Origin of the sequence: Shewanella sp. ENK2 (assembly GCF_043568515.1) — a bacterium.
Lineage (GTDB): Bacteria > Pseudomonadota > Gammaproteobacteria > Enterobacterales > Shewanellaceae > Shewanella > Shewanella japonica.
Window position 1 is genome coordinate 3147935 of the sequence record NZ_CP171406.1, and the last position, 14202, is coordinate 3162136.

Consider the following 14202-nt stretch of genomic DNA (forward strand, 5'->3'; position numbering starts at 1 on the left):
TGAAAAATGGTGCAGCTGTAAAGTGTAAAGCAATAAAAAAACGCACTCAATTGAGTGCGTTTAATCTATTCTGTTTCGCTATGTAGCGTGTCAGAATATTAGTGGCGGAACATCGCAGAGATAGACTCTTCGTTGCTTACACGGCGAATTGCTTCAGCCAGTACCGCTGACATAGTCAGTTGGGTTACTTTTTCCACTTTTAACATTTCTGGGCTTAATGGCACAGTATCAGTCACAATCACTTCATCGATAACTGAGTTAGCAATGTTGCTTGCTGCGTTACCTGAAAATACTGGGTGAGTTGCGTAAGCAAATACACGGTTTGCGCCATGTTCTTTTAATGCTTCAGCAGCTTTACATAAAGTACCGCCAGTATCGATCATGTCATCAACGATGATACAGTCACGGCCTTGTACGTCACCAATGATGTGCATGACTTGTGCAACGTTCGCTTGTGGGCGACGCTTATCAATAATGGCTAAGTCAGAGTCATCAAGCAGTTTAGCAACTGCACGAGCACGAACAACACCACCAATGTCAGGTGAAACCACTACAGGGTTATCAAGTTCTTTACCTAACATATCTTCTAGTAACACTGGGCTACCAAATACGTTATCAACAGGCACATCAAAGAAACCTTGAATTTGCTCTGCGTGTAAATCACAAGTTAATACGCGGTCAACACCAACACTTGATAAGAAGTCTGCAACAACTTTCGCGGTAATTGGTACACGTGCGCTACGTACGCGACGATCTTGGCGAGCATAACCAAAGTATGGAATAACGGCAGTAATACGACCTGCAGATGCTCGACGTAATGCGTCAACCATAACGATAAGTTCCATCAGGTTGTCGTTAGTCGGTGCACAAGTAGACTGAATGATAAATACATCAGCACCACGTACGTTTTCATTGATTTGAACACTGATTTCACCGTCGCTGAAACGGCCTACTACTGCATCGCCAAGTTTGCAAAATAAACGGTCGGCTATTTTTTTGGCTAGTTTAGGGGTAGCGTTACCAGCAAAGAGCTTGATATCGGGCACTTTATGAACCTCAGGTGTTGGCTTTAATGTTAGTGGCTAAAGATGAACTAAATCGACCGAAATCGTCGGTTAAGTTTAGTCAATATCATCTTTAGAAGATAAATTTTAGCTTTGGCTTAAACGGCTCACTAAAGGTGATTGATTTAAGCCTTTTGCAACAAAACCTTGCATAGAATCAGGCAGTTGTGCCAATGCATCTAGTGCTGTTTGTTGCTGTTTGAACTCTCCGAAGACGCATGCGCCAGTTCCGGTCATTCTTGACGGCGCATATTCTACCAGCCAGCTTAATGCATTGGCAACTTGAGGGTGCTTTTCTGCGACCAACTTCTGACAATCATTTGTCCAACTTTTCTGCATTAAAGTAGTTAGCTCTAATTTAGGGGTGTTACGTGGTAAGTGCGGATCTTGAAAGATAGCTTGCGTCGATACATGCACATCAGGGACGATAACTAAATAATAGTATTCAGTGGGTTCAACTGGTAATAGTTGCTCGCCAACACCTTCTGCGAAAGCTGAAAAACCATTAATAAAAACAGGGACATCCGCTCCAAGTTTTAAGCCGATTTCAGCTAGCTTTTCCAGTGGCAAGTCGAGTTTCCAGAGCTTATTTAACGCGATTAACGTGGTCGCAGCATCAGAAGAGCCGCCGCCTAAACCGCCTCCCATTGGTAAGTTTTTCTGCAACCAAATTTCAGCGCCGCCATCATAATTGGCATATTCTTGTAATGATTTTGCGGCCTTTAGAATTAAGTTATCTTTTTCAGCGACAACTTTTGATAATTCAGAGTGTATCTTGATGCTGCTATTTTCTGTTGGTAAAAAGTCCAGATAGTCACAGCGATCGATAAATTGAAATAAAGTCTGGAGTTCGTGATATCCATCGGCACGTTGGCCGGTGATATGCAAAAATAAATTCAGTTTTGCCGGAGCTGGCCAATGGGTTGAAATGGCTGAGTTTTGGCTATTGGTTGTCATAAAGCGCTTCTTTATTCTTCTGTTATAAAGGGATATCAATAGGCGCTAGCGCTTGCCATTGATTAATTTGAATCTTAATACGCACATCTGCACGAGTTATTTGCAACAACTTTGGTACCATTGCACCGCTTTGTTGTTGGTAGCTTATATATTCTACTTGCCAACTTTCACCCAACTCAGGACTGGTAAAAGCGCTAATACTACCGTCATCATAATAACTGTCGACGATGTCATCGTTTGTGACTTGACCTGTTATCCAAAGCGGCAGTTTATTCAATGGAATTTGCATACCACTGACTTGGCCAATTAGGCGCTGTGGATCTGTATCTGTATAGGTTTTACCTTGAACAGTAATGGTGGCAAGTCCTTGTTTAGAGGTTAATGACAAGGCAGTTGTGCCAATCATCGTCGTTAAAGACAGCTCATCGTGCGGTTGAGATAAAAGATTGTCATGAAACCAAAAAAGGTTTGTGCTGAATTTATCGGTTGATGAACGAAAGGCCAGTTTACCTTGTATTTCCCATGCCTTGGCTTCATTGGCTTGGGTAACATCAATATTTGACAGCGTATGAGGCGGCTTTACCGAACAGGCACTGAGGAATAAACAGCACAGTAATAGTATGCGCTGGGGAGTAAATGTTAAATATTGCAAGTGACTATGCGCCCTAAATAGAGTGTTGCTTTATAATACTGACCATAGTCTGCATTGTAAAAACTGCTTTGCGGTTTTTGCATTTTTATTAGCCAATAGAGGTAAATATCGAAAGATTACTATGCATGTTAGGGATTTACCTGCATCATAAACATTAATGAAATTGGTCTAATTTCCTATGGTTTTGTTAACAAGATAGAATAAATAGAAAAAATATAGACAATTATTCGGTTTTGTTAAGCCAATTGTGTTTTTCATTTTTGCAATTCAGTAGAATAGCCTAATTAATGATCCCGCGAAGAACTTAAAACGAGTCACATGAGCCTAGTAGCAATCGGAATAAATCATAAAACCGCCACGGTAGACCTTCGTGAGAAAGTCGCATTTTCACCAGATAAAATTCATGATGCCATGAAGAGTCTGGCGAGTCGCACAAGCTCAGGCGAAGCCGTGATTGTGTCGACATGTAATCGCACCGAGCTTTATTGTAATAATGGCTCGAAAGAAGACATTATTGAGTGGCTTGAAGATTATCATAACCTCACGCACGAAGAGCTCATGCCGTGTGTATATAGTTATGAAAACCATGAATGTGTTAAACATTTGATGCGTGTATCTTCTGGTCTTGATTCATTAGTCTTGGGTGAACCGCAAATTTTAGGTCAAGTGAAACAAGCTTTTGTGAAAGCAAAAGAGGCAGGTACCACTGCGGTAACGATTGACCGTTTGTTTCAAAACACCTTCTCAGTGGCGAAAAAGTCCGCACCGAAACTGAAATCGGCGCTGCAGCTGTATCAGTGGCCTTTGCCGCTGTTAGTATGGCAAAACACATTTTCTCTTCGCTTAGTACTACCAATGTCCTGTTAATTGGTGCCGGTGAAACCATTGAGCTTGTCGCAAAACATTTAAAAGATAATGAAGTTGCCGGTATTGTTGTAGCAAACCGGACCGTAGAACGTGCACAGGCCATGTGTGAAGAGTTCAATGCAACAGCAATTACACTACAAGAAATTCCAGACTATCTACCTAAAGCCGATATCGTGATATCCTCTACCGCCAGTCCGTTACCTATATTAGGTAAAGGCATGGTAGAAAAGGCGCTAAAACAACGTCGACATCAGCCAATGCTGCTAGTTGATATTGCAGTTCCTAGAGATATAGAAGCAGAAGTTGGCGAATTAGACGATGCTTTCCTTTATACTGTGGACGATTTACACAGTATCATTGAACAGAACATGGCTTCACGTAAAGAAGCCGCCGAGCAAGCAGAGATAATTGCTGATGAGCAAGCCCATGTATTTATGGAGTGGGTACGTTCATTAGAGTCTGTAGATAGTATTCGAGAATACCGAAGCCAGAGTTTGGCAATAAAAGATGAATTAGTAGAGCGCGCCTTGAACAAATTGACTCAAGGTGGTGACAATGAACAGGTGATTTTAGAGCTGGCAAACCGGCTAACCAATCGCTTAATCCATGCACCAACACAAGCGTTAACTTCTGCTAGTCGTCAAGGAGACTTGAATACCTTAGGCCAATTACGCGTCACGCTTGGTTTAGATAAAAATTAAGGTAACAAAGCTAAAATGAAAGAGTCGGTTATTCGCAAGCTGGAAGGCTTGCTTGAACGTAATGAAGAAGTGTTGGCATTACTCAGTGATGCAGAAGTTATTGCGGATCAAGACCGCTTTCGTGCTTTATCAAAAGAATTTTCTCAATTAGAAGATATCGTTAAAAGCTTCACTGCATTCCAAGAGGCGCAAGAGAATCTTGAGTCAGCTAATGAAATGTTAGCTGAGGACGATGCAGAAATGCGCGAAATGGCGCAAGAAGAAATCAAAGAAGCAAAATCAGAAATTGCACGTCTTGAAGACGAATTGCAAATTTTACTGCTGCCTAAAGATCCTAACGATGATCGTAACGCCTTTATTGAAATCCGTGCAGGTGCCGGTGGCGATGAGGCCGCGATTTTTGCTGGCGATTTATTCCGTATGTACTCTCGTTACTGCGAATCTAATAAATGGCAAATGGAAATCATGAACGCTAACGAAGGCGAACATGGTGGATTTAAAGAATTAATCGTACAAGTTACTGGTGAAGGCGTTTACGGTAAGCTTAAATTTGAATCAGGCGGACACCGTGTTCAACGTGTACCTGAAACTGAATCACAAGGCCGTGTTCATACCTCTGCTGTTACTGTTGTGGTACTGCCAGAAATTCCAGAAGCTGAACAAATTTCGATTAACCCTGCTGATTTAAAAGTGGACACGTTCCGTGCATCAGGCGCGGGTGGTCAGCACGTTAACAAAACCGATTCTGCAATTCGTATTACTCACGTTCCTTCAGGGATTGTGGTTGAATGTCAGGATCAGCGCTCGCAACATAAAAACCGTGCACAAGCGATGAGCGTACTTTCTGCTCGCTTACAAGCGGTTGAGGATGAAAAGCGTCGCAGCGAAGAAGAGTCTACTCGTCGTAACTTAGTGGCCAGTGGTGATCGTTCTGAACGTATTCGTACTTATAACTTCCCACAGGGTCGTATGAGTGAGCATCGCATTAATTTAACCTTATATCGTTTAAATGAAATTATGGAAGGTGATTTGAATTCAATCATCGAGCCATTGATGCAAGAAGAACAAGCTGATTTGCTTGCTGCGTTAGCAGACGACTAATTCCAATGATTGATTCCATTGAATAAGGAGTGACGTTGTCACATTCTTCTTTTTCTACCATTGCGGAATCTTTGCAATGGGCCTATAGCCAATTAGTCGACTCGTCAGAGTCGGCTCATATCGATGCAGAAGCTTTGCTTCTGCATTGTCTTAATAAACAACGTAGTTATCTTTACACTTGGCCAGAAAAAGTGCTGACTGCGGATCAATTTAAAGCTTACCAAACGATAATTGAAAAGCGCAAGCAAGGCATGCCTGTTGCGCATATTATCGGTGAACGTGAGTTTTGGTCATTGCCGTTTATTGTAAATGCCACAACGTTAATCCCAAGACCGGATACCGAGATCTTAGTTGAAACGGCATTAAACTTGCCTTTAGCTGACAATGCTAAAGTGCTTGATTTAGGGACAGGCACTGGGGCAATTGCTTTATCGTTAGCATCAGAGCGCCCACAGTGGCACATGACTGCAATCGATAAAATTGAGGATGCGGTAGCGCTTGCAAAAGCCAATCGTGACAACCTTAATTTACCGCATGTTGAGATATTACAATCGGATTGGTTTAGTGCTGTTGAGCATCAAGACTTTAATTTGATTGTATCTAATCCTCCTTATGTTGATGAAACCGATGTGCATCTTGATTTAGGCGATGTGCGTTTTGAACCCTCGAGTGCGCTAACTGCGGCAGAACAGGGCTTTGCTGATTTATTTCATATCGCCCAGCACGCGACGAAACACTTATCTAACGGTGGATATCTATTGTTAGAACATGGTTTTGAACAAGCACTCACGGTTAGACAAAAGCTGATTGATTTAGGTTATGTCAACGTTGCTACAGTACGTGACTTTGGTAGCAATGACCGTTGCACCCTTGGTCAGTGGCGCGGGGAATAAACCTCAGTAAGCTCTGCGCTTCGAATATATAAGCTATTAGTACGCTAATACGATTAGCGTACTGTCATAGGCTGTTTTTCCTAACATTGCTATCAGGCTGCTTGATGAAGTAAACTAGCGACCATTTTATCTGTAGAGCAAAGAGAAAAACAATAATGGAAACCTTTTACAGTTTATATCCTGCTGTTAAGCATACGCACTTAACGTTCATCTTTTTAAGTGTGGTATTCTTTATTACTCGCTTTGTACTGCACATGCGTCAATCGCCTGTTATGGACAAGAAGTTTGTCAAAGTTGCACCACACGTAATTGATACCTTCTTATTATTGTCAGGACTGACATTATGCTTCATGATCAAGCAGTATCCATTTGTAGATGAATGGATGACAGAGAAGTTAATTGCCGTACTTGCCTACATTGGTTTAGGTGTAATGGCATTAAAAGGTAACCGCAATAAATTCTTTAAAATCTTTGCCTTTTTAGGCGCTATTGGATGGCTCGTATTGGCTGCCAGGCTGGCTCATTTTAAACAAGTTGTATTAATGGGTTAATAGAGTTTCATGGCTAAACATCAAATGAATGATGCAGTTAAGATCCCCGAAACTGCATTCGAAATAACGCAACATCTCGGTTTTTCACAAGAAAAAAAGCACTCTGGGCTTGGTATGAAATTGCAGGTTCAGTGATGAGTTTGCATGTGGAAGATCCGCAGCAACGTTTTGACGGTTTATTACGCTGGTTTTATAACGATCTTGGCTTTTGTGCCCGTGAAGATTATTTCAGTGTCGAAGCGGCAGATTTAGGCAGCTGTATTATGAGCCGTCAAGGTAATAGTACGACTCTGGCAACTGTTTTAGTGTTACTAGCAAAGCAGTTGGACATCACCTTAGATGCTGTTTTGTTGCCGGGGCAAACTGTTGTTCGTTCTCGTATCAATGACGAAATGAAGTACTTTGACCCGCTAACGGGTGAGACATTAACTCGTAACCAACTGCATTTATTAGTGCGTGGTGAGTTAGGTAATGCTGCCCAGATGAAGCCTAAGTACCTTAAAACGGCAACACTTAAGCGTCTGATTTCTCGCATGATACATGAGCTTAAAGCAGGCTGTATTGTGACGCATCAATTTGAGCAAGCGATGGAGTGCTGTAATTTATTATTACAATGGCACCCAGATGATGTGAACTTGAATCGTGAAAGAGCCTTCATTGCACAGCAACTCGGTTGTATTAAAGTGGCAATGTCAGATCTACAGCACTTTGTAGACAGTAGCCCGCACGATCCTGTGACTGAAATTGTTAAAATGCAATTAAAAGAGCTCAGTCAACAGCCGCAAACTTACCATTAACCGACTGACTGCACATCGATATTCAGGCTCATTTTATGAGCCTGAATTTTTTTGTTTCAAATGAGAACCTTGTTAACTAGGACGTGATCAATGTTATCGAGTGAGGTAGTTCAAGCAAACACCATGTAACTGCTGCTCAAAACAAGATTATCGATTACAGTACCAAGCTCATTAGCAATAAAGGCTAATGTAGCAGATATAACAATAATACGATTGACAAAATAAGTACGATTAAACGTATATAACAATAAAAATATTTCACTATGACATGCATTCGCAAGGGAGATTGTTCATGACAACCAGTCCTATGGTTACTAATGACGCAACAGCATTAGGCCTGTTAGCCGTTATTCTTGGCTTTGTTTTTTATACCAGCTCTTCATCAAGTCCATTCTGGCAAAAGTTTTATAAATTCATTCCAGCCTTATTACTGTGTTACTTCTTGCCTTCATTATTAAATACGTTTGGTATTGTCGATGGTGATACCTCAAAGCTTTACTATGTCGCATCCCGTTATTTATTGCCTGCTTGTTTAGTGTTACTGATTTTAAGTGTCGATTTAAAAGCAATTCTCAGTTTAGGCCCTAAAGCCATTGTGATGTTTTTAACAGGCACAGTAGGCATTGTTATCGGTGGCCCCATTGCACTATTAATCATTTCAGCGATAAACCCTGACGTATTAGGTGGTAACGGTCCAGATGCGGTGTGGCGTGGTATGACGACGCTTGCGGGCAGCTGGATTGGTGGTGGTGCAAACCAAGCATCGATGAAAGAGATATATGAAGCGGGTGGTAATATCTTTTCGGTGATGGTCACGGTCGATGTGATTGTGGCTAATATTTGGATGGCTGTTTTATTACTCATGGCCTCAAGAGCTAAACAGATTGATGCTAGAACGGGGGCTGACACCACAGCACTTGAAGCATTAAAAGAAAAAGTAGAAAAGTATCATGCTGAAAATGCCCGTATACCGTCATTACGTGATTTAATGCTGATAGTGGCAATAGGCTTTGGGGTAACAGGGTTAGCTCATTTTGCCGCAGACTTTTTAGGGCCATTTTTTGAAACCAACTATCCTTGGACTCGAGATTACAGCTTAACCTCGAAGTTCTTCTGGTTAGTGGTATTAGTGACATCAATTGGTTTGGCTTTATCATTTAGCCCAGTTAAGCATTTAGAAGCCGCTGGCGCATCTAAAGTCGCGTCGGCGTTTTTATATATTTTGGTGGCGACCATTGGTTTGCACATGGATGTATCAAAACTCGCAGACGAGCAAAACTTGTGGTATTTCGCCATCGGAATTATATGGATGATTGTGCATGCTAGTTTTATGTTACTGGTGGCCAAATTAATCAAAGCACCATTGTTTTATATGGCAGTGGGAAGTCAGGCAAACGTTGGCGGCGCAGCATCAGCGCCAGTGGTTGCCGCCGCCTTCCATCCAGCTTTAGCGCCTGTGGGCGTATTATTAGCGGTATTGGGCTATGCTGTAGGAACGTATATGGCATGGTTATGCGGACAGCTATTACAAATTATTGCTGTTTAGCCTTATTATATGGCGCTGGATAACCAGCGCATTGAATGTTGAAAAAGAGAAGTGACTATGGAACAAAAAATCATTGGTTTGAATGAACTTGAAATCGCAAATGACAAACCGTTTGTATTATTTGGCGGCATGAACGTGCTTGAGTCTCGTGATCTTGCTATGTCGATTGCTGAGCATTATGTAGAAGTAACACAAAAGCTAGGCATTCCGTATGTATTTAAAGCCTCTTTTGATAAAGCAAACCGTTCATCGGTCAATTCATACCGTGGTCCTGGTATGGAAGAAGGATTAAAGATTTTCGAAGAAATTAAATCAACCTTTAACGTACCTATCATCACAGATGTGCATGAAATTCATCAGTGTCAGCCTGTTGCAGATGTGGTTGATATTATTCAATTGCCAGCGTTTTTAGCCCGTCAAACAGACTTAGTGGTTGCAATGGCTAACACTGGTTCAATCATTAATGTGAAAAAGCCACAGTTTTTAGCGCCACATGAAATGCGTCATATTATTAAGAAGTTTAACGAAGCGGGTAATGACAACATTATCTTATGTGAGCGTGGCTCAAGCTTTGGTTACAACAACTTAGTTGTGGATATGCTAGGCATGGATGAAATGAAGCAATCAGGTTACCCAGTGATTTTTGATGCGACTCATGCATTGCAGCGTCCTGGTGGACGAGAAGATAGCGCTGGCGGACGTCGTGCTCAAGCAACAGAGCTTGCTCGTAGTGGTATGGCGTTAGGTTTAGCGGGTCTGTTTATTGAAGCGCATCCAGATCCCGATAATGCCAAATGTGATGGCCCATGTGCATTACCATTGCATCAGCTTGAAAACTACTTGACCCAAATGAAAGCGGTTGATGATTTGGTTAAGTCGTTTGAGCCGATTGATACCAGTAAATAGATAAGAGATGTTTAAAAAGCCCTGAACTTATTGCTAAGTTCAGGGCTTTTTTGTGGCTTAATATTTAAATTTTATTACTTTAAGTTAATGGCTTTTATTCTGATTAATTGATGATTTATTAGTGTTTTAGTTTGAAATAAGATCATGGTGGTGACGACCCGCCGACACCAGAGTCAAGAAGGGTGAAACAGCTCACCTCTGTTGCTTTTCGCTAAGAGCTACGTCCAGCAGCTCAGGCGAAATTTAAACAGCAAAATTTCCGACTGAGAATCATCTAGCTTTAAACTTCGTTTGTAGTTCTCACGCGTTTTTGCTTCAAACCTTGTTTACTATTTTGAAAACTTTACGTTATGGCACTTAGTTAATATCAGTTTTAGTCATATGGATTTCACACAGGATTTCCAAATTAAGGTTGGAAATAAAAGATGAGCTAGCAAGAGAAACTCATGTGGCAAAGAGCGCAAATATCACCTTATATTTCTAAAATATTGCGCACTATATCTGACCTTAAAGTGCTAGATAGATATACAGTTATAATTTTACACGAATGATTCTTGAGTAAAGTGAGCAAAAGTCGGATTATTTTCGCTCGATAAACTGCTAGTTATTTGATAAGTTGTTGAATCTAAAGTTATTGGTAAAAGGTTGTAGAGACCTCTACATCAAAGCGCTCACTTTTGCGGGCTTGATATTTCAAAAACGGATCTTAAATTTTCAATTTATCAATACTAAACAGTCGGTTGGCTTAGCATGGTTGCTACTAAGCTGAATTTTAGCCGGAAGATTATCGAGCAGCTATATAATAAGCTGTTAGTTGCCATCATATGAATCTAGCTCAGAGATATATCAAGTTTTTAGATGATGCTCATGTTGTTTGGACTGAATTAATAATCATCCTGCCCGCATGTATTGTTGCAGTATTACTGTTTCCTGATACCGACTACAGCTTAAAGCAAATAGTAAGCGGCACAATATGCAGTGTTATTACTGGTATTCATCTTTTTCTCGGGTTGTACTCTCTGACTAAAGGGAAATATTGGAGCTTTCTTAATTTAATGTGTTTACCTGTTGCTTCAATAATTTTAATGTTTGTTTTGGTAAACAAGTAAACGGCAACTAACAAGTGCTTTAAGGGCGGACGCAAAAAAGCTTGGCTTGTGCTCGTCCCTCGCCAATTTTAGCCAAGCGTTTTGCGCCGCTTAAGCGGGCGTTAGCAAGCTAGAGAATATGTGTATCAATTTAGACTCTTTTGAAATATTAAATCTTGAGCTAGGAAGTAACTCGAACTTGCCTGATGGAAATCATCAAAATGGAAGTGTTAGTTTTTATACCGAAGATTCAATTATCAAAAATATAAATGTACGTCTTAGTGAGTTCTATTCCGACGGAGAAATTTACGACGGTAGTCTAATCGTTAATGGCAAAATGATTGCGGTTAACAAACAGTTTCAACCGGATGATATCGTTAATTATTTCTCAGTGCAGACTGACCACTGGGATGACGGAGTTGAAGTTAATTATCAATTTCAAATTAAGAAAGTTAATATCGAATTTAGTTGGCATTGGCAGGCTGATACTTTAATACCGAACTATATAGGTATTGAAATTGATTAGTGTAAAGCATGCTAACAAGCTAATTAATAAGGACAAAAAACAGTTGGCTGTTTTCGTTCCTTAACATTTTAGCCAACAATTTTTTGCCCATTATTAGGGCTACATGGACTCCCCTTTGTCAAGCAATAGTAATCCGACAACAGTGGATCTGACAGCAGCTCTACATTCGGCGTTTGTTTAGCTTGCTGCCTAAACAGCTTTTGGCTATCGCCCTGATGATTTGCGCTTGAGCAAAAATCTCATTCGTTAAACAGTATTACTGACTTTTTCAAGCAAGATGTACTTCCCAACTAACCAGATTCAATTACTCTCGGTCTGACCGTGTTATCGTCAATTGCTAATGCGTCGACTCGGTGGGGTTAACCGTTTTGGTTAAACCTTTTACGTTTTTACATAGTTAACTTGGTATTCTTGACCTGACTGGAGCGAGACCAAATTAATCGTGCATTTTTAGCCGCTAAAGCGACTACGGCTCGTTTAAAACCTCTTCGTTCAATAATGGCTTTAATCCATAAACTGGTTCTATCCATTTTATTAGTACAGTTTGCGATGACAGCGCGAGCACCATGTATTAAGGAGGTGCGGATATGCTTCTCACCGCGTTTACTTATTCTGCCTAACGTAGGCTTTCCGCCTGTTGAATACTGCTTAGGTACCAAGCCTATCCACGCTGCAAATTGGCGACTAGTTGAAAAGTGTTTTGCATCGCTGACTGTGGCTACAACTGCTGTAGCAGTGACTTCGCCGATGCCTGGAATAGTCATTAATCGCTTGGCATCTTTCATTTGATTAGCAAGGGCATCTTTCATTTGATTAGCAAGGGCATAAAGCTTTCTATCAGATTTCAATATGTCTTGATTTTGTAATTTGATGCTTTGCCATAGGTCATCGAGTAATTGGCGTGCTAAAGCAGGTAAAGCGTTGTTAGTATCTTCAAGAATGCCAACAATGTGTTTTTGAGCGGGATAACGGCCTTTAGGCATAATAATACCGAACTCAGATAATAGACCACGAAGCCGATTAATCATGGCTGTACGGTCTTTGATTTGACCTTGCCTAATGCGGTGTAGACATAGCACGGCTTGTTGTTCTTCGCTTTTAATGCTGACAAAGCGTGTTTTAGGTCTTGTAACTGCTTCACAAATTGCTTCAGCGTCATTGGCATCGTTCTTTTCACTTTGGCGATAAGGGATAACAAATTTAGATGCCATGATACGTACATCGTGACCGTATTTAGTAAATTCTCTTGCCCAATAATGCGCACCAGAACAAGCTTCCATTCCAATGATACAAGGTGGAATGTTAGCGATTTTCTCTAATAACTTGTTTCTTTTAACTGTTTGCTTTAGTTTGGTTTTACCGTATTCGTCTACACCATGAATGCTAAAAACTAATTTGGCTAAATCGATACCAATTGCTTTAATTAAGGACATATGGACTCTCCTTGATTGAATATTTGCACTTTCAATATGGCACATAGCGGCCAATTGGTAAGGGGAGTCCATATCATTCGTTATAAGCAAAGGAAGGTTTGGTGGATATTTATAGTAAGGCTAGTAACAAATTAAAAGAGTTAGGAATTGAAAATCTTAATTCTCGACCTTACGACTGTGCTTTTTCAGTATTAGACCAAAATGTAAATGACAAGAAACTTATTGTTGTTGGCTTTAATGGTTCAGATGCTGATCTTGAATGGACTAATCTTAATTCTCTAGAGCATGGTAGAGAAAACCCTGATGAGTCCAATGTTTTAAATGGTGTTAATGGCGCATGGCTTTCGACAACTTTACCTAAACGCCTAATATCACTCCCAACGGAATTAGGATTTCCAGTTAATTCTACTATATATACAAATGCCATTTTATTATGTTCTGAAAATGCAAATGCGGTTAAGAAAAAAGCCAAAGAAGTCGGCTTCTCTCATGTGGATAAACTAATCGAAAAATCTTTAGATTTCTTTGAGGACATCACAATAGCTGAATCTACCGCAGAATTAATAATATGTTACAGCAACAGCATGAACGATTTATCTGCATCTAGTATCATTTATGAAAGATTTGGTGTTAGTGAAATTGAGGTTGTAAATGAACATGTCTACTATAAAACCTTTTCATTTCTTTCAGATATACGAGGTAAAAAAATTCCAGTAGTTTGTATACGTCATATGTCTCGTTTCAAACCTTGTATCGAATCGATAAAGAAAGCGTGGAAACATCAGTTAAATTGCTTATAACAAGAGACTATGGCGTCAATAGCTAATTTCAAGCTTTTGGGGCTTTCACATTACATCATCTCTTAGCATGCAATTCAGTGTTACAATCATCTTGCTAATAAAGGCAATTATTGCCACTTTCTTTGGTCTTTGAAGCGACTAATATGTGGGTAAGTAATATGTGGGTCAGTGTACATTTTAATTTATTACCTTTCCTAATCCCACGAGCGATTCTATACCCTTTGCGCTAACAAGCTTTTGTCCAGAACCATACTCGCTCTAAATCATTTATCTCCCCCACATGACTATATGCGAACAAATAAGTATGTTCGACACAGGTC

10 protein-coding genes and 3 pseudogenes are annotated in these 14202 nt (G+C 40.4%); 9 read left to right on the top strand and 4 right to left on the bottom strand.

Going from position 1 to position 14202, the window contains the following annotated elements; translation table 11 throughout:
* Positions 1–98: 98 nt before the first annotated feature.
* From ACGEDC_RS13780 to lolB, 3 genes are all read right to left on the bottom strand, one after another.
* Positions 99–1046 (bottom strand): ribose-phosphate pyrophosphokinase, encoded by a 948-nt coding sequence (locus ACGEDC_RS13780; protein WP_055026471.1) that lies wholly within the window; start codon positions 1044–1046, stop codon positions 99–101.
* Positions 1047–1151: 105 nt separating this feature from the next.
* Positions 1152–2021 (bottom strand): 4-(cytidine 5'-diphospho)-2-C-methyl-D-erythritol kinase, encoded by an 870-nt coding sequence (gene ispE, locus ACGEDC_RS13785; protein ID WP_055026470.1) that lies wholly within the window; start codon positions 2019–2021, stop codon positions 1152–1154.
* 22 nt (positions 2022–2043) lie between these two features.
* Entirely contained in the window at positions 2044–2673 is a 630-nt protein-coding gene (lolB, locus tag ACGEDC_RS13790; protein WP_394493926.1) for a lipoprotein insertase outer membrane protein LolB, read from the bottom strand.
* A gap of 318 nt (positions 2674–2991) precedes the next feature.
* On the opposite strand from lolB, the pseudogene hemA reads away from it, so the two are divergent.
* From hemA to ACGEDC_RS13830, 8 genes and pseudogenes are all read left to right on the top strand, one after another.
* A pseudogene (gene hemA / locus ACGEDC_RS13795) lies at positions 2992–4241 on the top strand (glutamyl-tRNA reductase).
* A 15-nt stretch (positions 4242–4256) separates the two neighbouring features.
* A complete protein-coding gene (gene prfA, locus ACGEDC_RS13800; RefSeq protein WP_055026467.1) occupies positions 4257–5342 on the top strand; it encodes a peptide chain release factor 1 in 1086 nt (361 codons plus the stop codon).
* A 35-nt stretch (positions 5343–5377) separates the two neighbouring features.
* Complete coding sequence (gene prmC / locus ACGEDC_RS13805; RefSeq protein WP_394493929.1) at positions 5378–6235, top strand: peptide chain release factor N(5)-glutamine methyltransferase; 858 nt, start codon at positions 5378–5380, stop codon at positions 6233–6235.
* Between the two features lie 155 nt (positions 6236–6390).
* On the top strand, positions 6391–6786 hold the full coding sequence (locus ACGEDC_RS13810) for a SirB2 family protein (RefSeq protein ID WP_055026465.1): 396 nt from the start codon (positions 6391–6393) through the stop codon (positions 6784–6786).
* A gap of 9 nt (positions 6787–6795) precedes the next feature.
* Positions 6796–7583, top strand: a pseudogene (locus ACGEDC_RS13815) (SirB1 family protein).
* Positions 7584–7875: 292 nt separating this feature from the next.
* The gene (locus ACGEDC_RS13820; protein WP_055026463.1) at positions 7876–9129 is read left to right on the top strand and encodes a DUF819 domain-containing protein; all 1254 of its coding nucleotides are present in this window, start codon (positions 7876–7878) and stop codon (positions 9127–9129) included.
* Positions 9130–9186: 57 nt separating this feature from the next.
* Entirely contained in the window at positions 9187–10035 is an 849-nt protein-coding gene (gene kdsA / locus ACGEDC_RS13825; RefSeq protein WP_055026462.1) for a 3-deoxy-8-phosphooctulonate synthase, read from the top strand.
* A gap of 1287 nt (positions 10036–11322) precedes the next feature.
* Complete coding sequence (locus ACGEDC_RS13830) at positions 11323–11649, top strand: hypothetical protein (protein WP_394493932.1); 327 nt, start codon at positions 11323–11325, stop codon at positions 11647–11649.
* Positions 11650–12030: 381 nt separating this feature from the next.
* Here the strand turns inward: ACGEDC_RS13830 and ACGEDC_RS13835 are convergent.
* Positions 12031–13082, bottom strand: a pseudogene (locus ACGEDC_RS13835) (IS110 family transposase).
* Positions 13083–13183: 101 nt separating this feature from the next.
* Between ACGEDC_RS13835 and ACGEDC_RS13840 the strand changes: the two are divergent.
* On the top strand, positions 13184–13882 hold the full coding sequence (locus ACGEDC_RS13840; protein ID WP_394493934.1) for a hypothetical protein: 699 nt from the start codon (positions 13184–13186) through the stop codon (positions 13880–13882).
* The last annotated feature ends 320 nt before the right edge of the window (positions 13883–14202 follow it).